The sequence below is a fragment of the Bacillus sp. FSL K6-1003 genome, from assembly GCF_037964945.1.
Classification (GTDB): Bacteria; Bacillota; Bacilli; order Bacillales; family Bacillaceae; genus Bacillus; species Bacillus mojavensis.
Genome location: NZ_CP150176.1, coordinates 3,103,947 through 3,129,043 on the forward strand (window position 1 = coordinate 3,103,947; position 25,097 = coordinate 3,129,043).

General features: G+C 47.9%; 23 protein-coding genes and 1 pseudogene. 8 read left to right on the forward strand and 16 right to left on the reverse strand.

Annotated features, from left to right (window positions below):
• Positions 1 to 65 precede the first annotated feature (65 nt).
• The 5 genes from NSU16_RS15900 to NSU16_RS15920 all read right to left on the reverse strand — a co-directional run bounded on the left by NSU16_RS15900 (position 66) and on the right by NSU16_RS15920 (position 4,987).
• Entirely contained in the window at positions 66 to 1,454 is a 1,389-nt protein-coding gene (locus tag NSU16_RS15900) for a bifunctional UDP-sugar hydrolase/5'-nucleotidase (protein ID WP_326332084.1), read from the reverse strand.
• Positions 1,455 to 1,473: 19 nt separating this feature from the next.
• Positions 1,474 to 2,295 carry a sulfite exporter TauE/SafE family protein gene (locus NSU16_RS15905; protein ID WP_168748668.1) on the reverse strand — a complete coding sequence of 274 codons (822 nt, stop codon included), beginning with the start codon at positions 2,293 to 2,295 and terminating at the stop codon, positions 1,474 to 1,476.
• Between the two features lie 17 nt (positions 2,296 to 2,312).
• Complete coding sequence (locus NSU16_RS15910; RefSeq protein WP_010331753.1) at positions 2,313 to 3,161, reverse strand: DUF72 domain-containing protein; 849 nt, start codon at positions 3,159 to 3,161, stop codon at positions 2,313 to 2,315.
• Between the two features lie 37 nt (positions 3,162 to 3,198).
• On the reverse strand, positions 3,199 to 3,546 hold the full coding sequence (locus NSU16_RS15915) for a hypothetical protein (protein ID WP_010331754.1): 348 nt from the start codon (positions 3,544 to 3,546) through the stop codon (positions 3,199 to 3,201).
• A 97-nt stretch (positions 3,547 to 3,643) separates the two neighbouring features.
• Entirely contained in the window at positions 3,644 to 4,987 is a 1,344-nt protein-coding gene (locus tag NSU16_RS15920; protein WP_339191456.1) for an allantoinase, read from the reverse strand.
• Between the two features lie 179 nt (positions 4,988 to 5,166).
• On the opposite strand from NSU16_RS15920, the gene NSU16_RS15925 reads away from it, so the two are divergent.
• From NSU16_RS15925 to uraH, 5 genes are all read left to right on the forward strand, one after another.
• Positions 5,167 to 6,762: a PucR family transcriptional regulator gene (locus tag NSU16_RS15925; protein ID WP_339191457.1), complete on the forward strand. Its 1,596-nt coding sequence runs from the start codon at positions 5,167 to 5,169 to the stop codon at positions 6,760 to 6,762.
• 146 nt (positions 6,763 to 6,908) lie between these two features.
• Positions 6,909 to 8,258, forward strand: a complete 1,350-nt coding sequence (locus NSU16_RS15930; RefSeq protein ID WP_168748671.1) for a nucleobase:cation symporter-2 family protein — start codon at positions 6,909 to 6,911, stop codon at positions 8,256 to 8,258.
• A 6-nt stretch (positions 8,259 to 8,264) separates the two neighbouring features.
• Positions 8,265 to 9,557, forward strand: coding sequence for a nucleobase:cation symporter-2 family protein (locus NSU16_RS15935; RefSeq protein WP_339191459.1), 1,293 nt, complete (start codon positions 8,265 to 8,267; stop codon positions 9,555 to 9,557).
• 14 nt (positions 9,558 to 9,571) lie between these two features.
• A complete protein-coding gene (gene pucL / locus NSU16_RS15940) occupies positions 9,572 to 11,056 on the forward strand; it encodes a factor-independent urate hydroxylase (protein WP_339191461.1) in 1,485 nt (494 codons plus the stop codon).
• The gene (uraH, locus tag NSU16_RS15945; protein ID WP_339191463.1) at positions 11,056 to 11,400 is read left to right on the forward strand and encodes a hydroxyisourate hydrolase; all 345 of its coding nucleotides are present in this window, start codon (positions 11,056 to 11,058) and stop codon (positions 11,398 to 11,400) included. Before pucL ends, uraH begins: the two co-directional genes overlap by 1 nt.
• A gap of 40 nt (positions 11,401 to 11,440) precedes the next feature.
• Here uraH and NSU16_RS15950 read toward each other — a convergent pair whose 3' ends face one another.
• Entirely contained in the window at positions 11,441 to 11,566 is a 126-nt protein-coding gene (locus NSU16_RS15950; protein ID WP_244956470.1) for a phage terminase small subunit-related protein, read from the reverse strand.
• Positions 11,567 to 11,731: 165 nt separating this feature from the next.
• Between NSU16_RS15950 and NSU16_RS15955 the strand changes: the two genes are divergently transcribed.
• Complete coding sequence (locus NSU16_RS15955; RefSeq protein WP_072175780.1) at positions 11,732 to 11,809, forward strand: YjcZ family sporulation protein; 78 nt, start codon at positions 11,732 to 11,734, stop codon at positions 11,807 to 11,809.
• A gap of 650 nt (positions 11,810 to 12,459) precedes the next feature.
• On the opposite strand, the pseudogene NSU16_RS15960 reads toward NSU16_RS15955, so the two are convergent.
• The 8 genes and pseudogenes from NSU16_RS15960 to allC all read right to left on the reverse strand — a co-directional run bounded on the left by NSU16_RS15960 (position 12,460) and on the right by allC (position 20,850).
• A pseudogene (locus tag NSU16_RS15960) lies at positions 12,460 to 12,609 on the reverse strand (hypothetical protein).
• Positions 12,610 to 12,902: 293 nt separating this feature from the next.
• Entirely contained in the window at positions 12,903 to 13,463 is a 561-nt protein-coding gene (gene pucE / locus NSU16_RS15965) for a xanthine dehydrogenase subunit E (protein WP_339191464.1), read from the reverse strand.
• Positions 13,454 to 15,697 (reverse strand): xanthine dehydrogenase subunit D, encoded by a 2,244-nt coding sequence (gene pucD / locus NSU16_RS15970; RefSeq protein WP_339191466.1) that lies wholly within the window; start codon positions 15,695 to 15,697, stop codon positions 13,454 to 13,456. The genes pucE and pucD overlap by 10 nt, the downstream gene beginning before the upstream one ends.
• Positions 15,698 to 16,531: a xanthine dehydrogenase subunit C gene (gene pucC / locus NSU16_RS15975; RefSeq protein WP_339191468.1), complete on the reverse strand. Its 834-nt coding sequence runs from the start codon at positions 16,529 to 16,531 to the stop codon at positions 15,698 to 15,700.
• A complete protein-coding gene (gene pucB, locus NSU16_RS15980; RefSeq protein ID WP_339191470.1) occupies positions 16,470 to 17,135 on the reverse strand; it encodes a xanthine dehydrogenase accessory protein PucB in 666 nt (221 codons plus the stop codon). Before pucB ends, pucC begins: the two co-directional genes overlap by 62 nt.
• Positions 17,132 to 18,133, reverse strand: a complete 1,002-nt coding sequence (locus tag NSU16_RS15985; RefSeq protein ID WP_339191471.1) for an XdhC family protein — start codon at positions 18,131 to 18,133, stop codon at positions 17,132 to 17,134. The genes pucB and NSU16_RS15985 overlap by 4 nt, the downstream gene beginning before the upstream one ends.
• A gap of 211 nt (positions 18,134 to 18,344) precedes the next feature.
• Positions 18,345 to 19,595 (reverse strand): alanine--glyoxylate aminotransferase family protein, encoded by a 1,251-nt coding sequence (locus NSU16_RS15990; RefSeq protein ID WP_339191473.1) that lies wholly within the window; start codon positions 19,593 to 19,595, stop codon positions 18,345 to 18,347.
• Positions 19,596 to 19,611: 16 nt separating this feature from the next.
• Positions 19,612 to 20,850 (reverse strand): allantoate deiminase, encoded by a 1,239-nt coding sequence (gene allC / locus NSU16_RS15995; RefSeq protein ID WP_286058015.1) that lies wholly within the window; start codon positions 20,848 to 20,850, stop codon positions 19,612 to 19,614.
• A 451-nt stretch (positions 20,851 to 21,301) separates the two neighbouring features.
• Here allC and NSU16_RS16000 point away from each other — a divergent pair, with 451 nt between their 5' ends.
• A complete protein-coding gene (locus NSU16_RS16000) occupies positions 21,302 to 22,168 on the forward strand; it encodes an endonuclease (protein ID WP_339191474.1) in 867 nt (288 codons plus the stop codon).
• A 31-nt stretch (positions 22,169 to 22,199) separates the two neighbouring features.
• On the opposite strand, the gene ugpC is transcribed toward NSU16_RS16000, so the two are convergent.
• On the reverse strand, positions 22,200 to 23,303 hold the full coding sequence (gene ugpC, locus NSU16_RS16005; RefSeq protein WP_339191476.1) for a sn-glycerol-3-phosphate ABC transporter ATP-binding protein UgpC: 1,104 nt from the start codon (positions 23,301 to 23,303) through the stop codon (positions 22,200 to 22,202).
• 182 nt (positions 23,304 to 23,485) lie between these two features.
• Between ugpC and frlR the strand changes: the two genes are divergently transcribed.
• On the forward strand, positions 23,486 to 24,214 hold the full coding sequence (frlR, locus tag NSU16_RS16010) for a transcriptional regulator FrlR (protein WP_168748684.1): 729 nt from the start codon (positions 23,486 to 23,488) through the stop codon (positions 24,212 to 24,214).
• A 24-nt stretch (positions 24,215 to 24,238) separates the two neighbouring features.
• On the opposite strand, the gene NSU16_RS16015 is transcribed toward frlR, so the two are convergent.
• Positions 24,239 to 25,093: a fructoselysine 6-kinase gene (locus NSU16_RS16015; RefSeq protein ID WP_339191478.1), complete on the reverse strand. Its 855-nt coding sequence runs from the start codon at positions 25,091 to 25,093 to the stop codon at positions 24,239 to 24,241.
• Between the last annotated feature and the right edge of the window lie 4 nt (positions 25,094 to 25,097).

The following is a 25,097-nucleotide window of genomic DNA, read 5'->3' on the forward strand; positions in this document are numbered from 1 at the left end:
GTCAACCAACTCCCTTCATTTATCACTTTATGATGAAGGGCACGGCTTGTTGTGGGCTGACTTCCTTATTGTGCAAGCTTCCAGGCAAGCAGATCCCGCAAAAATTCCGGCATAAAATATTCTTTTTCTGCGGCGTCGCGGATGATCGGAAACATCCTGCCGAGCGTAAACATGTCGAGAACCGCAACGGAGTATTGTTTATGTTTTTCAATCTCTTCCCCGTTCAGCGTGATCCGTGTGACATGCGTGATTCCGTCATCCAAGCGTTTCGTTTCGACATCGACACCCGCGTACACCATTTTCCCCATCACTTCTCCCCGGAAGCCCAATCCTTTAATTCGAAGCTGCTCCACCTGTTCTGAAGCAGCATGGAGAATCGTTTCTTTCAGTTCCTCTCCCGTCAGGCGGACAGTAACCGGGTTGATGGGGTGAGGACAGATGCGGTGCAGGTCAAGCTTCGTCACCGGACCGGCTTTAAGCGGTCCTAGGATGACGCCTGAATTCACCATGCTGATGTCGGCTCCGCACCATTCCTTTAACGCATATGCCAAAAGTAAAGGCAGCTCGGATTCTTCAAACCACTTGACTTCAGCATCTTGCGCAAGCTCCGCAACGGCAACGGACAGCTTTTCCTCGGCTTCACGTTCTTTTTCCTCAAGAAATGCTTTGGTTTCCGCCGATTCCCCTGTCCATTCCGCCACATTTTGAACAGACGCTGTTTTGCTGATGATTTTTCGCTTTTCGCTGTCAAACGTGATGTCTACACAGCCGACATAGTTTCCGTATTTCTCAGCGCTGGCAAGCAATACACCGTTGACCATCTGTCCATTTTCAAGCAGGTGGTGAGTATGAGACTCGAGGATTACGTCAATCTCCGGAACTGCTTCAGCAACCGCTTGATCGTCAAGAATTCCCAAATGCGACAGGAGAACGATGATATCAGCCTGCCCTTTCACTTCCTGTACGGTTTCTTTTATACTCTCGAGCGCATCAGTAACAGTCCATTCCAGCTTGTCATAGACGGGATAATACGGCACCGTTACGCCTAACAAAGCGATGGTCATGCCGTTTCTCAATGTTTTGATATGGTAAGGAACCGCCCAGGACGGGCGGTTTCCTTTTTTGTCATAAAGATTAGAGACGATAACGGGAAACTCGGCATGATCATATAAAGAAGCAAGCTCTTCATGAGGAAGCGTAATTCCCTCGTTATTGCCGATAGCCGCTCCATCAATTTGAAGACGGTTTAAGAGGTCTACATTCGCTTTTCCGAATGTTGCCTCAGTCACAAAATGAAAACGATCAATATGATCACCAATATCAAAAACGAGCGTCTCTTCGCTGTGCAGCTGATGTTCTTTTCTTTTATGCTCAATATAATCTGTTATTTTTGGCCAATTTTCAAAATGGCTGTGCAAATCATTTGTGTGATATAAGCGGAGCTTCTCTTTCATACCATTCTCTCCTAATCGTTCAGCTGAAAATGCCTTCATAAATGAGCTGGCAGCCGATCAAAATTAATACGATCCGCATGATCATGACGATCGTTTTCGTCTGCATTTTTCGGTTGATGGCGGCTCCAAGCTTTCCGCCGAACCAAGCGCCGGGCACAAGCGCGAGGGCATACAGCCAATTCACATGCCCGGACATAATATGTGATACAGATCCTGTCATAGAAGACAGGAAAATAATGAACATGGATGTTGCCACCGCAACCTTTGGCGGGAACAGGAATAACAGCATCATGGCCGGAACCATCAGCGAGCCGCCTCCTATTCCAAAGAGCCCGCCTAAAAAGCCGACAACAAAGGCGATGGCAATCCCGACAGACGCCTGATACGAGTAAGTATAGGGCTCTCCGGCATCATCCTGAAAAGTCCGTATTATTCCTCTGTGCTCTTTGTTTACCGGCCGCGCCTTCGCTTTCAGCATTAAGGATAATGAAATAAGAATCATAAATATGCCAAACCAAATGGAAAACGAGCTGGAATTAAAAAGTTTTGATACATAGGCCCCGATTATGCTGCCGGGACCTGAACCGATAAAGAAAATGAGCCCGCTTTTATAATCAACCGTTTTATATTTAATATAAGCCAAAGTTGAGGAAAGACCCGTAAAAATAATGACCAGAAGCGAAGTACCGATGGCGACCTGCGGCGTCACATCCTGAAAATACGGCGTCACCGCGCTTAAAAACATCATGGCCGGAACGATGACAATCCCGCCGCCGAGTCCAATCAAACTTCCTACCGTACCCGCAATAAATCCCAGTACGACCAAAATCACAAACGACATCAATCAAAACCTCTTTTCTAAAATAAACCGAGCTGTCTCGGAGAAAGTCCGGAGTACTCGATATCAAGCAGTTCAAGCATTTGCTTGCCGTTATCCGCGGCGTCTCCGCCGGAATTGTTGTTGAAGAGGACAAATACATCTTTACATTGCTGCTGCAATGCGTTCAGATGCTTTTTCCAGTCTTCCAGCTCCTGTTTGTTATAGCGGTATAAATATCTGACCTCACGCCAGTTCTTCCCGCCATCGGGCTTCATCCAGCCCTGCTTGTTGCGTCCGTGAAACCTGACGAGCGTTTTGTTTTCATCGGTCGCCCGCAAAACAGTCGGAACGCTTCCCTCGCCGATTTGCGGTTCGTCACAGACACTGTGAATCCAGCCTTCCGCTTTCATAAAGGAAAGCGTCTGCTCATAAAATGGCGGTGAAAACCAGGAGCGGTTTCTGAACTCAAGCGCGCAAGGAATATCACCCATTTGATTTTTGCACCATCTTAAATAAGCGACATTTTCTTTCTTGCAGTCAAACCACGGCGGAAATTGAAACAGCACCATGGCGAGCTTATTGCTATGTAAATATGGCGTTAAGGACAGCTTAAAAGCATCAAACATCTCCTCTTTCGAGTCAAACGGAATGTCGCCGCGCTGATGCCCCGTCATGCCCTGGTACGCTTTAATGATAAATTGGAAGGTTTCCGGTGTTTCCTTCACCCACTTTTCATTGTTGCGCGCCGGCTGAATCGCGTAAAAGCTCGCGTCTACTTCCACGATCGGAAAATGGGAGGAATAGGCCTGCAATTTTTTCTGGCTGGGCGTTTTCGGCGGATAAATGCTGTCATGATCCCCCCATCCCGTCAGTCCGATATAAATCACAATCATTCACCTCTCTTCCAGTTTATCACACGCGTTTTCAGGTTTCCTCGGAAATGCTGTTCATATTGCGGAAAAACGCTGAGCGCAGATGCTGATATTGTTCCTCATTGGTATCCAAAAACGCCTCCTCTCTTGAGGAAGGGATATTTTGGTACACAATAGGCTCCTGAAACTGTTCACTCGTAAAGTCATACACAGCCCCATTTATGCTGTTATAAAAGTGCCAGCTCTCACCGACCTTTGTTTTGAAAATATCGCCCCCGAATTGCTCCTGTACCACCAATGCCGTCACGCCGCATTGGCCGCATGCCGGGCATTCTTTCGTCCATTTAGAACTCGTATGCAGCGACCATGATTGGTTTAGTATGTGTTTGACGTGTTCCATCATCGCAGCCCCCTTTTTAAAAAGATACCACGATGCTTGATTTTTAAAAACCAAAGTCACTGACATAAAAAAACCCGCAGATTTCAATCTGCCGGGTTTACGAAGGAACGACCAGCGCTCCCTCAATTCCGCTGTCTGCTTTCTCCCCATCACTGTACACGCACCGTCCTCTGCTGTAGGTGGATGAGATGCGGCAGGGGAAGGTATGTCCTTCATAAATGCTCTGCTTATGCTTTGCAAACATCGTCTCTGTTGTGACTGTGTATGGCTCCATGCTGACGAGAACGACATCCGCGTCCCGTCCCTCTTCAAGCCTCCCTTTTTGCTGAAGGCCGAATCGCTTCGCGGGTGCCCCCGCTGTCCATTCAGCAATGGTTTCAAATGGAATGTCCCGCTCAAGGGCCAATTCGAGCATGGCCAATAAAGTAAACTGCCCGCCGCTGATTCCGCCCCATGACAAAAACATATTATCCTCCCTCTTCAGAGAAGGACGGCAGGGGGAGTGGTCCGAGGACACCATGTCAATATCCCCCGCGATCAGCGTATCAATTAACGCCTCTTTTGATGGCTGCGATCTGAGCGGAGGGGCGCATTTTGCGACAGAGCCCTTTTCCCGTAAATCGTCATGGCTGAACAAAACATAATGCGGGCATGTTTCGACCGAAACATCAAGCCCTTCCCGTTTCGCCTCTCTGATCAGCCGGACCGCTTTCGCCGTGCTGATATGGACAAAATGAACTGAACAGCCTGTCACCTTCGCATACTGAATCGTGCGATACACTGCTTCAGCTTCGGCTTCTTCCGGGCGGGAGGCCGCGTATGCATCTGCATTCACTTTCCCTTTATTCGCCCATTCCATCTGCAAAAAGCTTGTGATCGCATCGCTTTCTGCGTGAAGAGCAAGGATTTTTCCTGCGGCCGCGATTTCTTTCATGCCTTTAAGCAAGGTCCGTTCATCAACAGAGCGAAACTCCTCTGTGCCTGATTTTGATAAAAATGCTTTAAATCCTATCGCACCCGCTTCAGCCATTGGATGTATGTCATCAATATGACCGGGCACAAGGCCGCCCCATAACGCAAAATCCACCGCCGATTTTCGCCTGCCGATTTCAGCTTTTGCGAGAAGGTTTTCAGCCGTCACCGTGGATGGAATGCAGTTCAGCGGCATATCAAAATAAGTGGTGCAGCCGCCTGCAGCCATCATCCGCGAGCCCGTTTCAAACCCTTCCCAATCCTCTCTTCCGGGTTCGTTGAAATGAACATGACAATCGACCGCACCCGGAAAAACATATTGCCCGCCAGCCTCCACAACCGGTGCCCCCTCTGCTTCTATTGCAGAACCGATCTTGGCAATGATCCCGTTTTTCATTGCAATATCAGCTTCTTTAACACCGTCCGGCGTGACTGCCTTCGCTCCTTTTATCACCAAATCGTAAGCCATACTGATCCCTCCCCTGTATGATGATGAATTTTTATGTCAGTTTATGTAACACATTCAGTCTATTTTCAACATTTTACTGTTACTATGATCGTATTACATCAGCAAAACAGCTAGAATTAATAATGAAATTTATTCATCTTAACCAATGATTATTTTTTGCAAGAAAAGGAGAATGAGCTATGAATATTTTTGATGTGATGAAAATACCGGCTTACGAAAATGCAGTTTTAATTGCGGGAAAAGCGGGGGGAGAAAGAGAGGTTCAGCATGTCAACATGATGGATGCTCCTGATATCGCGGATTTTTTGCATAAAGACGAGCTTCTCGTCACCACCGCATATCACCTGAAGGACAATCCTCACCAGTTATCAGAGCTGATTCGGCAAATGGCGAAACGCGGCTGTGCCGGTCTCGGCATTAAAACAAAACGCTACCTGGAGGATATTCCGAAAGAAATCATCGACCTGGCCGATTCACACGCGTTTCCGATCATCGAGCTCCCTGAGCATATACGCCTCGGAGACATTGTCAATGCCACGTTGAGCCATATTCTTGACATGCGTTCAAACGAGCTTCAGCAAGCCATTTACGCACATAAAAAGTTCACAAACCACATTATGAGCGGCAAGGGGCTGCAATCTCTGCTCAAAAAGGTATCAGACCTCCTTCATCTTCCCGTGCTGCTCCTTGACCAGCATGCCAAAATGCTTTCTGCCTCTCATCAGATGTCAGTTGAAACCGAAAAGCTCAAGAGCACGCTGCACACCGTGTCCGGACCGTTTTTCACTTGTTTCTCTTCGATCTCGAATCAGAAAACATATTCTGTCCTTCCTATCTATAATCACGAAAAAAGCTGCGGCTACCTGCTGATACCGGAAATGATCCAAGCCGCTGATAAAGGATTGATACTCACCATTGAACAGGCTGCGAACGTGATTTCCTTTGAGCTGCTGAAGGAAAACGCGCTGAAGCAATACAGCCGGCGGGCGCGGAATGAATTTTTCAGTAATTTTATCGAGCGGTCGTTCTCTTCAGACGACGAAATCAAAAACCGGGCAAAAGAATTTAAGCTCAGCTGGGATCAAAAATATATGTGTATCGCCGGAAAGCTCGACCGGAATGACAGGTCGATCAGCTTTACTGAAAATCAGCTGGCCTCTGACAGTGTATTTGAATTTCTCGAAGGCGAATTGTCTGCCTTCCCATTTCCGCCTCACCTCTTTATTAAAGGAAATGTCGGCATTCTGCTGATCGAAGCGACAGACAGCTGGAGTGAAATGCACGCCTCGGTGATCAGCTTTTTAGAACAGTTTCAGGCACAGGTTAAAAACCAATTTAAACGGACATTGTCCTTTGGCATCAGCAACATTTGCCAAAAGCTGATCGATGTTCCGGATGCTTTCATAGAAGCGTCTGACGCTCTCCAATCAGGACATTTATCAAGAAGCACGGAGTTTATCCAAGTGTACCACGCGAAAGATGTACCTGAGCTTCTCCGCCTGCTCCCGGTTGAGGATTTGAAGAAATTTTACAATTCCACTCTTCAAAGCCTGGCTGAAAAGCAGCAGGAGGATCAAAGCCTGCTTCACACACTGTCTGTCTATCTAGAGACGCACTGCCAGATTTCCGAGACGGCAAAACGCTTGTACGTGCATCGCAATACGGTCATCTACCGCCTCGAAAAGTGTGAAGAATTACTGGGCAAAAGCTTAAAAGATCCCGAAACGACCATGCGGTTGCGGCTTGCCTTGCGGATGCAGCGGCTGATCAGCTAGCATTTGTCACATTATGTTACAAAAGAAATGGCTTTTCGTTACTTTCAGCAATAACGCTCCTATTTTTCAGCTACTGTACCCAATGACATCTGGCAAACGGCACGCTATCATGTTACTAAAGTTCACATGTAAAAGGAGGAGCTATAGTGAAACAAAAACCGTTTGCGGTGTTCACTCTTGGCCTGCAGCATGTGCTGGCCATGTACGCAGGTGCAATTTTGGTGCCTCTGCTTGTCGGCAGAGCGCTGAATGTAACGTCGGAACAGCTGTCCTACCTATTGGCGATTGACCTGTTAACATGCGGAGCCGCGACGCTTTTGCAGACCTGGCGAGGAGCGTACATCGGCATCGGCCTTCCCGTCATGCTCGGCAGCTCGTTTGTGGCCGTCACCCCGATGATTGCAATTGGTGCAAATTACGGCATTTCAGCGATTTACGGTTCAATCATTGCAGCCGGTGTCTTGATCTTCTTGTGTGCCCGTTTCTTCGGCAAGCTGACCGTGTTATTCCCTCCTGTCGTAACAGGAACTGTTGTGACCTTGATTGGTCTTTCTCTTGTTCCGACAGGTGTAAAAAATATGGCTGGTGGAGAAAAAGTAAACGGCAGCGCCAATCCCGAATACGGTTCGCTCGAAAACCTTCTTCTTTCTGTCGGCGTCCTTATCCTGATCTTAGTCCTCAACCGCTTTCTCAAAGGGTTTGCCCGAACGCTTTCCGTTCTGATCGGGATTGCTGCGGGCACTGCGGCGGCTGCCGTCATGGGCAAGGTCAGCTTTTCATCTGTATCTGAAGCCCCATTCTTCCAAATCCCGAAGCCGTTTTACTTCGGCGCTCCATCTTTTGAAATCGGTCCAATCATCACGATGCTGATCGTCGGAATTGTCATTATTGTTGAATCAACCGGCGTTTTTTACGCCATCGGAAAGATATGCGGCCGGCCTCTAACTGAAAAAGACCTGGTCAAAGGCTACCGGGCAGAGGGAATCGCCATTATGATAGGCGGGCTGTTCAACGCCTTTCCCTATAATACATTTGCACAAAACGCCGGATTATTGCAGCTGACAAAGGTGAAAACGAGAAATGTCGTCGTCACCGCGGGCTGTATCCTTCTATTCCTTGGTCTGATTCCTAAGTTTGCCGCTCTTGCTTCCTCCGTTCCCGCGGCTGTACTCGGCGGCGCGACTGTTGTCATGTTCGGCATGGTTATCGCCTCCGGAGTAAAAATGCTCAGTACAGTGGATCTGAAAAACCAATATCATCTGCTGACCATCGCCTGCTCAATCGCACTCGGTATCGGCGCCAGCACAGTACCGGCGATTTTCACAGAGTTTCCCGCTCCGATCCGCATTCTGGTCAGTGACGGCATGATCACAGGAAGCCTGACTGCAATCTTTTTAAACCTATTCTTCAGTTTGCGCGCCAAACAGGAAAAAATCGTTCAGAAGGAAGAACTGCCCGTATTAGAAAACAAACTTGTTTTAGAAAAAGAGGTGTAAATAGAGATGAAGGAACAGCAAAATTCCTTTCAGCTTTTGATGCTTGGGCTTCAGCATATGCTGGCGATGTATGCGGGAGCCATTCTCGTCCCTCTGATCGTCGGAGCTGCGATCGGGCTGAATGCGGGCCAGCTGACATATTTAATTGCCATTGATTTGTTTATGTGCGGGGCAGCCACTCTTTTACAGCTCTGGAAAAACCGCTATTTCGGCATCGGCCTCCCCGTTGTCCTCGGCTGTACGTTTACTGCAGTCGGCCCGATGATTTCCATTGGCAGCATATACGGTGTTTCAGCGATTTACGGTGCGATTATCGCAGCCGGGCTGATAGTCGTTTTAGCCGCGGGATTCTTTGGAAAGCTTGTCCGTTTTTTCCCGCCGGTCGTAACCGGCTCAGTCGTTATGATTATCGGCATCAGCCTGATTCCGACGGCGATGAATAACCTGGCCGGCGGTGAAGGCAGCAAAGACTTCGGCTCACTAGGCAACGTGCTGCTTGGCTTTGCCGTTACAGCCTTTATTTTAGTGCTGTTTTATTTCTTTAAAGGGTTCATCCGCTCCATTGCGATTTTACTCGGCCTTGCAGCTGGAACGGCAGCCGCTTTCTTTATGGGAAAAGTCGATCTTTCTGAGGTTGCGGAGGCGTCCTGGGTTCATGTTCCTTCTATATTTTATTTCGGCACACCAACCTTTGAGCTGCCTGCCATTCTCACCATGCTATTGGTTGCGATTGTCAGCCTTGTTGAATCAACGGGTGTTTACTTTGCTCTTTCCGATATGACAAACCGGAAACTAACAGAGAAAGATCTTGGGAAAGGCTACCGTGCGGAAGGACTTGCAATTGTGCTGGGCGGCTTGTTTAACGCGTTTCCGTATACGGCTTTCTCGCAAAACGTCGGCATCGTTCAGCTTTCAAAAATTAAAAGCATCCATGTCATTGCCATCACTGGATTTATGCTGATGGCAATCGGGCTGATGCCAAAAGCCGCGGCATTGACGACCGTGATCCCGAATGCAGTTCTCGGCGGCGCGATGATCGTTATGTTTGGCATGGTCATTTCTTACGGTATTAAAATGCTTTCTGGCGTCGATTTTGAAACACAGGGCAATCTGCTGATCATTGCTTCTTCTGTCAGCTTAGGGCTTGGCGCCACCACGGTGCCCGCCTTGTTTTCCTCTCTCCCGGGAGCAGCTTCCGTGTTGACCGGAAGCGGCATTGTCATTGGCAGCTTAACCGCGATTACATTGAACACTTTTTTTCAATGCAAACAGCCCCATGGCGCGGAAATCAATACGTAAAGGGGAGATGGCTTATGTTCACAATTGACGACCTGAATCAAATGGATAGACAAACACTGACTGACACACTCGGATCTATTTTTGAGCACTCTGCTTGGATTGCGGAGGAAGCCGCGGCACTGCGCCCCTTCTCCTCTCTTTCTGATTTGCATCAAAAAATGTCCCGCTTTGTAAAAGCTGCCGACCGCAAGACACAGCTTGAGCTCATCTGCAAACACCCTCGTCTCGGCACCAAGAAAACAATGAGCGCTTCCTCAGTAAAAGAGCAGCAAAACGCAGGGCTCAGTAAGCTTGAACAGCAGGAATACGAGGAGTTTCTCAAACTAAATGAAGACTACTCTCAAAACTTCGGTTTTCCTTTTATTTTAGCGGTAAAGGAAAAAACGAAACAGGAGATCCGCGAAGCTCTGCTGACAAGACTGAAGAACAAACCGGAAACAGAATTCCAGCAGGCTCTTGAGGAAATATACCGCATCGCCCGCTTTCGTTTAGAGGACATCATAACAGAAAAAGGAGAGATTCAAATGAAAAGAACCATGTCTTACGGCAAAGGAAATGTGTTTGCATACCGAACGTTTTTAAAACCGCTCACAGGCATAAAGAAAATCCCTGAGTCTTCTTTTACAGGGAGAACCAATACAGTTGTTGGCATTGATGTGACATGCGAAATTGGCGGAGATGCCTTTTTGCCGTCATTTACAGACGGAGATAATACGCTTATCGTGGCTACGGATTCGATGAAAAACTTTATTCAGCGCCACCTCGCTTCCTATGAGGGAACAACCACCGAGGGCTTCTTGCATTATGTGGCTCACAGATTTTTAGACACCTATTCTCATATGGATACGATCACTCTGACAGGTGAAGACATTCCGTTTGAAGCGATGCCTGCATACGAGGATGAAGAGCTCGGTATAAGCCAGCTTGTCTTCAGAAGATCGCGCAATGAACGCGCCCGGTCGGTGCTCAAAGCAGAACGAACTGGGGATACGATAACGATGAAGGAGCAATACAGCGAAATCACGGATCTCCAGCTTGTCAAAGTGAGCGGAAACTCCTTCGTCGGCTTTATCAGAGACGAATATACGACTCTTCCTGAAGATGGCAATCGTCCGCTCTTTGTCTACTTAAACATCAGCTGGCGTTATGAACATGCGGAAGATGCATACGCCGCCGATCCCGCCCGTTACGTGGCGGCTGAACAAATCCGTGACTTAGCGAGCACTGTATTTCACGAGCTCGAAACTCCTTCCATTCAAAACTTAATCTATCATATCGGATGCCGAATATTAATGAGGTTCCCTCAGCTCACGAATGTCAGCTTCCAATCTCAAAATCACACATGGGATACAGTCGTCGAAGAGATTCCGGGCACAAAAGGAAAAGTCTACACAGAACCGCGCCCGCCATTCGGTTTCCAGCGTTTCACCGTGACGAGAGAAGACGCCGAGAAAGAAAAACAGAATGCCGGGGAAGCATTAGGGAGCCTGAATGCCTGATGGGGAAGCTGACAACACATATCTTGGATTTAACCTGCGGCAAACCCGCGGTAAACGTAAAAATCGAATTGAAGCGGCTGTGCGAAGACAAAAGTCTTATCCTTATCAAAGGGGCTTTTACGAATAAAGACGGCCGAGTCGATGCTCCGCTCCTTTCGGGAGAAGAGCTGAAGTCGGGGGAGTATGTAATGGAGTTCCATGCAGGGGAATACTTTGCGGAAAACACGGCTGAGCCGTTTTTAACGATTGTAACAGTTCGTTTCCATCTTTCTGATCCGGAAGCTGATTATCATATCCCCCTTTTGCTGTCGCCGTTTGGTTATCAGGTGTATAGAGGGAGTTAAGAAGGAGGAAGCCCGCTGGTGAGGCGGGCTCCGCATATGTTTAGGGGTTTACTGGATCACTGCATAAATAAAAGACCTTCTCTATTGTCTTTAACTTCTTGCTTCCGCCGCTCTCTTCCCACAAACGAAAAGCTTCGTCTCTGCGTGGATCCCGTGGTCTTGGCATTACATCTCACCCGCCCCGGACCTCGTATTTGAGTTTGTTATTAATTTTTCGTTCTCTATTTCTACTTAGACTAAAAAATCATTTAAAATCAATTAAACTAGCATCACTATCAAGTTATCTCCATCAGCATATCATGTACTATCCTCTTTTAAGGGAGGTGAAGTTATGAGGTCATTCCCTTTGATCGTGGTGCTATTCATCCTATTAATCATCGTTGGTACTTCTTTCTTCGGTGGCTATTAAGAACTCACCTTACCCCATATCCGTAAGACGCCATAAGAAACCTTTATGGCGTTTGTTTTGCTATAGCGACAAGGTTTTGAGCAGGGAAATATAACACTTGCTACAGATCCTTATCTTGCTGAAGCTCTATGAGCTTTTTTAAATCTTCTACAGTATTCACCTAAATATGGCCACTTTGAAAATCCTTGACCCACTGGGCGATACCTGCTTGAATGATTTTCCGATATTTCTCTTTTGATTGACTGATGTTCTCTGACAACTCGGCACTATGCAGGAGAAGGAGATTTTCTTTTTCATCATAGAAAGGGAACTTATGTCTCTATTTTCTATTACCATACTCTCTGTCCTCCATTACAATATGAGATGAGAGCGTGATGTTTTCCCACAACGCGGCCGTTCCCCAAAAAGAATCATTTGATTTTTTCAATCGATTTAACAGGTACTTCCGGTGGATTAAGTATTAAGTCAATCCGTTGAACAGTGACAAAGACGACAGAAAAAATCAAGGAACAAAGAAAGGCTAGTAAAAGTATTTTCCACCAATTGAAGTTATTCATCATCTCTCCCTCTTTTCTAGATTGATAATATTATCTATTTCCAGTTTTAAACACAACTAGGTAAAAAGCACAAGGAGAAAAGGGAACATTTTGTTAAAATCCTTGAAGCGTATAGGTCAAAAAGATAAACACTACAATTATTGTTACGACAACAACTGCTTCTTTAAAATCATTTTTGTCTTCTTTTTAATTTCTTCATCTATACTTTTGTTGAACTTCTTTCTTCTTATCATTCGTATTCATGATTAACCCCCTCTGAATCCATTTTTAATTAGATTCATTATTCCATCCCCCTTTTAATTCATTGCAATTTTAACGAGCAACAATTAAGTACAACAGTGTAAAAAACCTTGGCTATTATCCGAGCTAAGGCTCACTCACTTTGTAGATCTTTGACGTCTCAGGAAAAAACAGCCCTTAGATTATTCCAAGGACTGTTGCAATGGCATTGATAGCATGCTTCTTTAACATATAAAATTGATCCGATATTATGCCAAGCTCCATATAGATAGCAGTATTCGTTCTATGCTTAGCTTTCAGCTCATTATATCCGGTGCTTTGCTGTAGCTGCGGGAAAAGTCCAATGACTCCCTTTTCCCGCAGCTCAACTCTTTTCTAATCCTGCAAGCCGACCGCATAATCCCTCCATAACCGGTACACCGGCACAAATTGCCCGCCAGCCCTTCTTCAATATCTTCGTCAGTAGGTTGCGGGGTTTCCTGAAACAGAGCTTTAAGTGCAATCGTCATCCCGGGTGTGCAATATCCGCATTGGAAGCCTCCTTCCTCCAGGAAAGCGGTTTGGCAGATATCCAGTTCTTCTTTTTGAAGCCCCTCAATGGTTGTGATCGAATGGCCGGCCGCTTGATAGGCCATGGTCATACACGCATTGGCGAGCGTGCCGTCTAGCAGGACAGAACATGCTCCGCAACGGCCGATTCCGCAGGAAATCTTTGTTCCGGTCAGCTGGAATTCCGTCCGCAGAAGGTCACTCAAGCGAGCTGTAGGAACCGCATCAACCTCCTGGGCTATTCCATTCACAGTCATTCGGAACCGCTGCTTTCTTTCTGAGAAAGATCCTGCTTCTTTTACGTCCATTGTTTTATCCCCTTTCTGTCTATCGCATCAAGCAGCTCTTCACGCGAAATCGGCAGCTTGTTCACCCAGCACCCGACTGCATCATGTACGGCCTTTACAATCGCCGGGGTGATGGCGATCGTCCCTATTTCTCCGACACCGCGCGGGCCATATGGGTCACCATCCATCAGCTCTTCTATCGCGGTCAGTTTCATTGCCGGAACATCTTTGATTCCCGGAATGACATACTGATCCAAATTCTCCGCTACGTAACGGCCGTCCGTCATTTTTGCTTCCTCCATCAGCGTATAGCCGAGCGCCATAGCAGCGCCGCCTTCGATTTGTCCCAAATAACCCTGTGGACTGACAACCGGACCTGCCGCAATGGCGTGCTCACAATCTATCACTCTGACATCGCCTGTTAATAGATCAACCTCCACCTCAACGGCAGCTGCACCGAAAGAATACAAGAAATGACTGCCTAATGCTACGACGGGATCAGGCGTTGTCGGAAAATCGAATGCTGTTTCCTCTATCAAAGGGCCTTTTTCAGCCAGCTCTCTATACGTCACCACAAGTTCCTTTGTGTATAGATCACGTAAGCCCGCGGAGCCGAGCGTAAGGTTTTCCGCTGAACAACCGCTCCATTCTGCGGCCCGTTTTTTCAGCTGAGCTAGAAACGGTTTCTTCAAACGCTGGATCGCGTGCCACACCATGCTCGTGCCGCGGGATGCTGTGGAGGAGCCTGACTTTGGCACTTTTGCGGTATCTCCGATGATAATGGAAATATCCTCAGCCGCGCAGCCCAGCTCTTCGGTGACAATATGTTCAATCGCGGCGAGTATGCCTTGGCCGCACTCTTCAAATCCAAATAAAGCCGTGATGTTGCCATCACTTGAAAGGGAAAGACGCCCTCCTGCGGCATCCATCCGGCCATAGCCAAGCCCGCCGCCATGCATGGTGATCGCAGCTCCAACACCCCTTCGTTTATAACGAGACGTCTGATGTTTTCTTTTGAGAATAGGAGATGCAGAAATGGCGTTCAATACCTGCGCCGCTCCGTCAGTGGGCGCAATCCGGTGCTCAAGCGGCCCCGGGTCATGCGGTTTTCTGATATTTTTTCTTCGCAGCTCCAGCGGGTCGATGCGGAGCATATTGCTGAGGCGATCAAGATGGGTTTCAAGCGCAAATGTGATTTGATTGCCGCCAAAGCCCCGGAATTCTCCCGCCACCCCATTGTTCGTAAACACAGAGATCCCTTCAGTGCGGATATTAGGGATGCGGTACGGACCCGCGGCATGCTCAGCAGAAAAATCCAGGACTGCCGGTCCCAGCGTGGCGTAAGCGCCTGTATCGGCAATGATTTTCACATCATGAGCCAGAAGCTTTCCTGTTTGATCAGCCCCTGTTTTGATCGTGATTTTCATCGGGTGGCGTTTGATTCCTGAGCGTACAGATTCCTGCCTCGTCTGATGAATTTTGACCGGGTGTCCGCTTTTACGGGCCAAAAGCGCGGCATACGGCTGAATATTCAGCTCATCCTTTCCGCCAAATGAGCCGCCCATCGGACTCGACACAACCCGAATCTTCTCTTCAGGAATACCAAAAATGCGGGCAAGCTGAAAACGGTCCTTGTAGCCGTGCTGAGTGCCAGCGTACATTGTAAAACCCCCGTCACGTTCCGGAACAGCTACGCCCCCCTCCGTTTCCATATACGTATGCATCTGCCGCGGCAGTTCGTAGGTTTCTTCAAGAATTGTGTGACACGATTGGAACCCCGCTTCCACATCGCCGTGCGAGAAAAACACACGATGAAGGATGTTCCCGCCCGGGTGCAGCATATGCGCATCTGGTCGGAGCGCTTTTTCCGGAGAATCAATGACCGTCAGCTTCCTGTACATCACGTGAATCAGCTCCAGCGCAGCTTCAGCAATGTCTTCCGTTTTTGCTGCGACGGCCGCCACTGCATCTCCGACATAACGTACTCTATCCTCGCATAGAACCGGCTGGTCAGGAATGACAATCCCAAAACGGTTTAAACCTGGAACGTCCTTATGGGTGACAACCGCTCGCACACCTTCCAGTTCTTCAGCTTTTTTTGTGCAAATCGACACGATTTCCGCATGAGGATAAGCGCTTCTCAGGATTTTGCCATACAGCATCCCCGGAAAGGTGAGATCAGTCATATACTTCAATTCACCCGTGACCTTTCCCCTTCCATCCGGCCTTATTCTTGACGGTTTGCTTATGCCCATTTATTCCCCTCCCTCAATCAAAAGCTCGGACATGATGACGTTGGCAGCCGCCTTTTTTCTGTATGCCGCTGACACGAAAGCATCGGCTGAAAACGGCAGCTCCTTGATAAGTGTTTCGTACAGTTCATGTGCCTCCCATTCAGGCTCCATCCATTTCCCTTCGCTCTCTATTAATCTTTTCGGCCTGATATCGGCATGGCCCGCTGCGAGGCGAATGTCACCGTCTTTCAGTAAACGTCCTGCCGTCACAGCAACCGCTCCGGTAAATGCCTGCCTCCTTCCCAGCTTGCGGAAAAACACACGATCTCCCTCTGGACGCGGGATGATCACACGGGTCACGATTCCATGTGGATACGCTTCACTGGAGATCCATTCAGCAAGCGGCAGCCTGACAAGCTCCTTCTGATAAACGATGAGCTCCGCATCAAGCACGAGCAGGAGCGGAATCAAATCCCCTATTTTACTCGCTATGTTACCGCCAATTGTGGCCCGGCTTCGGATCCCCGGCGCTGCAACAGCAGAAACTGCATCACATAAGCAAGCCAGCTCCTGCTTGATGAGGCTGTTTTTTCTGCATTCATTCAGCGTGGTGAGCGCCCCGATCGACACGTGGGTGTCATCAGCGGTAATGCCTTTCATTTCTTCGATGGCTTCAAGACTAATGAGATGCGTTTTTGGAAGAATTCCTTTGTCCCATTGGAGCTGGAGCAGCGTGCTGCCCGATGCTGCACACACATTTGGCGCAAACTGCTCCAATAGAGAAAATGCCTCATCAAGCGCTGCCGGCCTCCATAATTGAATGTTCATCCGCGCTTGTGTCACTTGTCCGTTCATGAATTCGCCTCCTAACAGTGTCATATTCCTCCGGTGTATCAATATCTTCCAGTTCCTCGCAATCTTTCACTACCACTACCGTTCCAATGCCAAGCTGTCCGTTTTTGAGCAGCCTGCGGGCACCCTCATCTCCCTTTAACTCCTTTACATATGGAAAACAGGCGGATGAGAAATAAATAGGCGGACTGAGCGTACGCAAAGACGCTGACACGGCAAACAATTCGTGAGCCCTTGATATCAGGGCATTTACATGGTCGACGGAAAGCTGCGGCTGGTCACCCAACAAAATGACGACTCCGTCTGCCCCCATGCTTTCCGCTTTTCTCACCCCGCTGCTGACAGAATGCCCTTGGCCCTTTTCCGCTTCTTTACAGACATGCAGGCTCCAGCGATCCAGAAAAGGCGGTAAATAATATTGCTCCCCGATCCACTCAAGTGAAGCATGTTCTGTTCTCTCGACAATTAGCACATGGTCAAGACGGGATAATAGAGCTGCTTTTAATGAAGCCGATCCGATCGTTTCTCCTTTTAGCGGCAATGCCAGCTTGTTTGTGCCCATTCTCTCGCTTTTTCCGGCCGCAAGAAATACACCAATAATGGTCATATAACCGCCAGCCGTTTTCGTGTTTGAAGGATTTCCGCAATGATGCTGACGGCAATTTCCTCTGGGCCTTCCGCGCCGATTTTCAACCCGACCGGACTGTAAAAATGAGCGGGCGGCTGTTTTCCATTCAGCAGCCGTTTCGTGCGGTTTTCAGAACCTAGAAGCCCGATATAATGAAGGTCTCGAGATAATAAGGATTTAACGATGACTTGATCGTGCTGAAAATGGTGAGTCGCCACAACAGCGAAATCCTGAGGCGAAAATTCAAATTCACTCAGCATCTGCTCCGGAAAGACAGTGATCAGCTGATCTGCTTTTGGAAAATGAGAGGCTGTGCAATACGCGGGCCGCCAATCTGTCACAATGACAGAAAATCCGGTCTCAGCCGCCAAATTGGCGAGCGGTCTCATATCTGGGCCCGCCCCAAACAAAATGAGACGCGGCTTCGGCTCAATACGCTGAATAAAAAGGTTTGATGATCGATCAAAATGCGGCAAATGAAACGTTGAAGCAGTGCGTTGAATGTCTTGAAGCGGCGCATCCGGCCAGTGCCCAAAATGCCCGGTCTCTGACAAAAACAGATAACGCCCTGACTGTGAGGATTCAATCTGTGTAACAGCTGTTACGGCTTTTCCTGCATAAAGGCAGTCTCTTACTCTTTCATAGTGCCGCTTTTTTTCCTGAGAGATTCGTTCCGCATAGATATGAATAACGCCATTGCAGCCGACTCCCATGCCCCATGAAAGATCGTCTTCAGCACGCATGTCATAGGATATAAGCGCTGTAGTCAGCTGATCGCCCAGCTCACCGATTCTTTGGGATAAATCCTCTTCCAGACACCCGCCGCTGAGCAAGCCAATTCTTTCTCCGTTTTTCTTAAAGAGCATAGTGGCGCCCGCTTTTCGATATGCAGAGCCTTCAACTTGAACAATGGTCGCCAGCACAGCCTCATCCTGATCTTCCAGAAGCGCATCTAAAATCATGTGAAAATACTCCAATGCCGCATCCTCCTCTCAATAAATGCCGTAAGAAATAAAACGTCATTTAATAGGGCCGTGTATAAAGAATAGATGAAAAAAGATAAAATGACTCATGCCCCGTCAGAAAATGCAACACAGAGAAAACGGATTTGTAAAAAGAGTCAAACAGAGAAAATCAGATTGGAGAAAGAGCGAAAAAAAAGCGTGCGGAATTCCGCACGCTTTTTCTTTAAATCGCCGTCTGGCTTTTAGCATTTTCATATACATCAAGCGCGGCCTGAAGTGCTTTTCCCGCTTCAATCACAGCGCCGTGTCTGAGAAGCACAGCTTCTAATCCGGCAAGCACAAACAGTACGTTTTCCCGTCTGCAGCTGTAGCCCATCGTACCAATTCTCCAAATCTTCCCGGCTAAAGGGCCGAATGAGCTGGCGATTTCGATTCCGAACTGTGCCAAAAGCATATGGCGGACTGACTCTCCATCTACGCCGTCCGGGATTTGCACACAGGTGACAACAGGCATTTTGCAGCTCTCATCCCCAAACAGCTTTAGCCCCATCGCCTTAATCCCGGCTATTAACGCGGCCTCATGGTGCTGATGCCGCTCGAAACGAGCTTTGAGGCCTTCATCTAGCACCAGTCTCACGCCCTCACGCAAGGCATAAAGCATCGTTGTCGCTTCTGTATGATGATTGAGCCGCCGTTCGCTCCAATAATCCTCGAGCTGGCTCAAATCAAAATAATTGCTTATGATCGGGCCATTTCCGGAAAGCTGCGCCTTGTCTGCCTGGGTCGCAATTCCGCGTTCCACCTTTTTGCGCGCCGCAATAATATCTGCCACCCGTTCATTATATGTAATCGGTGCCATCCCAGACGGAACAGACAGACACTTTTGCGTACCGCCGATAGCTGCGTCAATGTTCCATTCATCCACTTTCACCTCGCAGCCCCCAATTGTCGCTACCGCATCGACAATAAACAGTACATCCCGAGCACGGCACGCTTCTCCAATCGCTTTCAGCGGATGGATTCGGCCAGTTGATGTTTCCCCGTGCACCATCGCCACAATTTTCGGCTTCACCTTTTTCATTTCCCGTATAATTTCGTCAGGGTCAAAAACCATTCCCCACTCACACTCAATCGTATGAACATTCGCCCCGTACCGCTCAGCGATTTCAGTCAGCAAAAAGCCGAAGCGGCCGTATATCGGAATTAGCACGTCATCTCCCGGTTCAATGACACTCGCTAACACCGCTTCGATTCCCGCCCGTGATGTGCCATCAATCGGATACGCCCAGCGGTTTTTCGTTTGAAACAATTCTCGGAGCATCTCCATCGTTTCATTCATGATATCGGTAAACGCCGGGTCAAATTGGCCGACAACCGGCGTGCTCATCACTCTTAATACACGCGGATCGACCTCTACAGGCCCCGGTGTCATAATCGTTCTTAACGGTGTACATAATTCTTTTCTGCCTGACACAGCTATTCCTCCTTCATCAGTAAGCCAGTTTATATAATAAATGAGTCAATGTGCGGACGCCGATCTCAAGCTGACGTGCAGAAGTAAATTCCTCCGGGGAATGGCTGATGCCGCCTCTGCTCGGCACAAACAGCATACAAGCGGGACAGCTCCTTCCGATCATTTGCGCATCATGCCCTGCCCCGCTCACCATTTCTTCACAGCTGATACCGTTTTCTGCCGCTGTCTCAAGAGCCTTGGCAGAAAGCGTTTCGTCCATCGGCACAGGCTCTATTCGCATATATTCATCAATCATGGCGTGAATCCCTTTTTCGTCACAAATACCGTTGATAACAGCTGTCATTTCTTCATGAAAATGCTCCAGCACACGCTGATGCTGATGTCGAATATCGATTGAAAACTGCACCCGTCCAGGTATGACATTAGCCACATTGGGCTCCACCGTCATTTTTCCGCATGTCAGGCGAAGCTCATCCGGCTGTTCTTCAGCACGAAGCAGCAGTTCATGAATCATTCGGCTGCTGGCTGCGAGCGGGTCCTTGCGCCATTTCATGGAGGTGGTCCCTGCGTGGTTGCATTCTCCCTCAAGCGTAATCAAATATCTTCTCTGCCCGACTATACTTGTCACCACACCGAGATCTCGTCCTGACATTTCAAGCGTCTGTCCTTGTTCAATGTGAATTTCTATAAAAGCGTTGATATCTGTCCTGTGCGCTGACGGATACACGCCTCTGCCAAAACCGTTGTCATGCATCGCCTCTTGTAATGAAACACCTGATCCGTCCCTCGGTACTTCCGCATGCTTCAATGACAAAGCACCCATCATATTCCCTGATCCCCAGTATGTCATCGGAAAACGGCTGCCCTCTTCCTCACATAAAGACACAGCCTCAAGCGTTTTTTTCGGCGCTCCGTATGTTTCTTTGAGCTGCTTTAAAGCAAGCATTGCCGCAAGCACGCCATATGCGCCGTCATACTTTCCCCCATTGATCACAGTATCGATATGTGAGCCGGCTAAAATCACATCATCCGGAGACTGGGTGCCCTGAAGCCTTCCAAAGACATTGCCGACATCGTCAAATCTGGCGTCAAGCCCAAAAGCCGACATCTCCGCTTTCACGGCGAGCTGCGCGTCCATCCACTCTTTGGTGTACAAAAGTCTCGTTACCCCGCCATCAGCAGACACGCCGAATTGGGCAAGCCAATCAATGTAATCAGCAATGCCGCTTTTTACTGAAAGCCTCTGCTTTTCCATGTGCTTCCTCCTCTGGCCGTTATGGTGACTTCATTATAGAGGGAGGAAGACATGAGTTCATCAGCACATAAACCAAAAAAATGTTTGTTTTTTAGTCATCATAACCAGTCTGCCATTCCATTTTAGAAAAAGCAGCCAGTAAGGAAGAAAGTCAATTAGCAGCAATGAATTAAAAAAACAGCAAGAGGAAAAAAGGGGATGAACTAGCGAGATTCACGGGAAGAAAATATTTCAGTGAAGCAAGCAATGTGCAGACCGCAGTGTTTTTACAAGTGAATGAAGCAGCACTCGATCAAGCAAAAACGCAGACTAAAGATCCTGAAACAATAGAGTTCCGCCTCCTCCAAAGGTACTAATTTACAATTTTAATGAAAAATATACAAAATGACACTTCTAACCTTTCATTCAATTTTAGATAATAGACATGATCTGATCTAAAGGAGGGCAAGTGATGACAACAAAAGCAAGGTTTCTGCCGCTCGTCTGTGTATTACTGATTTCCGGATGGTTTGCGCCCTCTGCTTCAGCAAGCGCGCAAACCGGATTGAACCTGAATGACCGTGCAGCTACTTCTCCCGCAGCCTCTGGGGGCATTCTCTCATTGGTCTCTCCCGTTGCACCATACGCCGACACAGACACCTATTATGAAGGTGCTGAAGGAAAAAGCGGAGAGGCGTTAAAAAGCGCGCTGCACCGCATCATCAGCGGACATACGATGCTGTCTTACAGCGAGGTATGGAACGCGCTGAAAGAAACGGATGTAGATCCGGCAAATCCGAATAACGTCATCCTGCTCTATACGAATGAATCGCGTTCGAAAAACCTAAACGGCGGCAATGTCGGGGACTGGAACCGCGAGCATGTCTGGGCGAAATCCCATGGCGATTTTGGTACAAGCAAGGGGCCCGGCACTGACATTCATCACTTGCGTCCAGCAGACGTCCAAGTAAACAGCGCCAGAGGCAACTTGGACTTTGACAACGGCGGCAACGAGTATGCGAAAGCGCCTGGAAATTACTATGATGGAGATTCATGGGAACCCCGCGATGATGTGAAAGGCGATGTCGCCCGCATGCTGTTTTACATGGCTGTCCGCTATGAAGGAGATGACGGCTACCCTGACCTTGAGCTCAATGATAAAACAGGAAACGGCTCTGCTCCTTATCATGGAAAACAATCCGCCTTGCTTGAATGGAATAGGCAGGATCCTGTTGATGCCCGCGAAAGAAAAAGAAATGAAATCATTTATGAAAAATATCAGCACAACCGAAATCCATTTATCGATCACCCTGAATGGGCAGACGACATTTGGCCGTAAGAAAAGGTGCTCCCCGAAGGGAGCACCTTTTCTAATACACAGCCTGTTCCGTTTCAGCATCGAAAAAGACGGCGTGATCCATTTTCACCGCCAGCTGAATCGAATCGCCCGCGGCGATTCGATTGCTGCCGTCCAGCCTTACCGTAAGTCGCTCGTTCCCGGTTCTGGCATGCACAATCAGCTCAGATCCCAAATTTTCATTCACTTCCACCGTCGCTTTCAACACGGAATCAAACAGCCGGTCATTTCCAGTCATTTGTGCGATGTGCTCCGGCCGTACACCGAGTGTCATCGGTTGTCCGGCATAGCCTTTTGCCTTCAGCCGTTTTGCCTTTTCTTCAGGAATATGAAGCCGGATCGAAGGATTTGTAAAAAACAGCTCGCCATGCTGCTCTTCAATCATGCCTTTGAAAAAGTTCATTCCGGGAGAGCCAATAAACCCGGCCACAAACAGGTTTGCCGGATAATGATAGATATCATGAGGCTTGGCCACTTGCTGAATTTCACCTTCATTCATGACGACAATCCGATCGCCCATCGTCATCGCTTCAGTCTGATCATGGGTGACATAGATAATGGTTGCTTCTAGCCGCTGGTGAAGCTTGCTGATTTCTGTCCGCATCGTCACTCTCAGCTTCGCATCCAGATTAGAAAGCGGCTCGTCCATTAAAAAGACCTTCGGTTCCCGCACGATAGACCTGCCGAGAGCCACCCTTTGCCGCTGGCCGCCGGAAAGTGCCTTCGGTTTTCTCTTCAGCAAATGCTCAATCTCCAAAATGTTTGCAGCTGCATGCACCCGCTCGGCAATTTCTTGTTTCGGCATTTTTCTGAGCTTTAATCCAAACGCCATGTTATCGAAAACTGTCATATGCGGATACAGCGCGTAGTTTTGGAACACCATCGCGATATCACGCTCCTTCGGCGGAAGGTCATTGACCCGTTCCCCATCGATAAAGAGGCTTCCTTCAGAAATGCTTTCCAGCCCAGCCACCATCCGCAGGGTTGTCGATTTGCCGCAGCCTGACGGCCCCACCAGCACCAAAAGCTCTTTATCTTTTACATCTAAATCAAAGTCCTTCACCGTTAATTGTGAATGATATGATTTTTTGACATGTTCAAATGTTAATGAAGCCATCAGAAAACGCCCCCTATCTTTTTTCTCCGTTATTTCGTCACTGGAAACAACTCGGTCTTTCTGTTATTTTTAGAGTAATCAATTCCCATATTTGCTATATTTCTAAAATAAAAAACGCAAATTTGTATTATAACGTCATAATACATTATAATATAAATAATAGCTTAAAAGGAGGCTACCCCTTGTTAAACAACGGAAGTTCAACACCTTTATACATTCAGCTAAAACAAATCATAACAGATGACATTAAAAAGGGCTTGTATTCCCCGGCTGCCAAGCTGCCCACAGAAAACGAGCTTTGCAGCAAGTATAATGTCAGCCGCATTACCGTCAGAAAAGCCATTCTCGATCTCGTCGAAGAAGGCTATCTGATCCGGCAGCAGGGAAAAGGAACGTTCGTTAAAAGCCCTAAATTGAAGAGAGAGCTGATTGCAGTAAACGGCTACTCTGAATTTATGGAATCAACCGGAAAAAAGCCGAAGCACCAGGTTCTGTCCCATGAAATCATTCCAGCATCGAAACCGATTGCCGAAAAGCTTCAAATTAATACCGAGAGCCCTGTCGTTGAATTAAAACGGATTTTATATAATGATGATCAGCCGCTCACCTTTGAAATCACGCATTATCCGCTGGAGCTGTTTCCTGCCATCAATACGTTTATTGCGGACGGCGTATCTATGCATGATATTTTGAAGCAGCAATACCAAGTTGTTCCCACTCACAATACGAAACTATTAAACGTTGTATATGCCCAGCAGGAGGAAAGCAAATACTTGGATTGCGATATTGGAGATGCACTGTTTGAAATCGATAAAACCGCATTTACCTCAAACGATCAGCCGATCTACTGCTCACTGTTTTTAATGCACACAAACCGTGTCACATTTACAATCAACAGTCCCTACACATAACAGGCATAAAAAACGAGACACTGCTTATAGTATTCTCGTTTTTTCACTGCTTCCCCCTTCCTCCAGGCGGTAGGGATAGCCGTAGCCGAATGCCCCGTACACTCCGCATGTTTTCGCAGCTGTTTCCGCTCCTTGGCGCAAAGCGTCCGCCATATCCTGCTTTTCACAGAAGGCAGTCAAAAATCCCGCGATAAATGAATCTCCCGCTCCGAGTGTATCAATTATATCAGCTTCCACAATCGGCTGATGATAGATTCGGTCTCCCGCAGACAGGATCGCCCCTTGCCCGCCCCGGGTCATACAAACGATTTTTACTCCGTACTCATGTGCCTTTTCGGCAAGCTGTCCGCACTCCGTCTCACTCAGATCGCTTCCTGAAAAGAACGCGTACGTCACATAAGGACAGACCTTTTTCAAATACTCATCCTCTCGATTTGTTGAAAAATCAAAAGAGACCGGAATCAGACCGCACAGCTGCGGCAAATCGTTCTCAAGCCTGCTGTACACACTGGTATGCAGCAGATCATGCCCGCTGATAAAAGATAAGTCCTTTTCCTGAAACACAAGACGGAGACGCGACTGGATGCCCCCCTTATTCGATCGGACAAAGATCCGGTCCCCCTGTTCATCAAGGGTAACGATTGCCATTCCGTTTTCCCCATGCGCCTGGCGAATAAAATCCGCGTTAACCTTCTCCAATTTCAGCACATTCAGCAGATGAGCCGCGGCTTCGTCATTGCCGACAATTCCGATATAAGAAGCCTCATGTCCAAGCCGTTTTGCAAGCACTGCGACATTTAAAGCGTTACCTCCCGGGTAGAATGTTTCTTGATCCTGATAGTAATCTACAACATTGTCTCCAACAGCAATTAATTTCATTGTG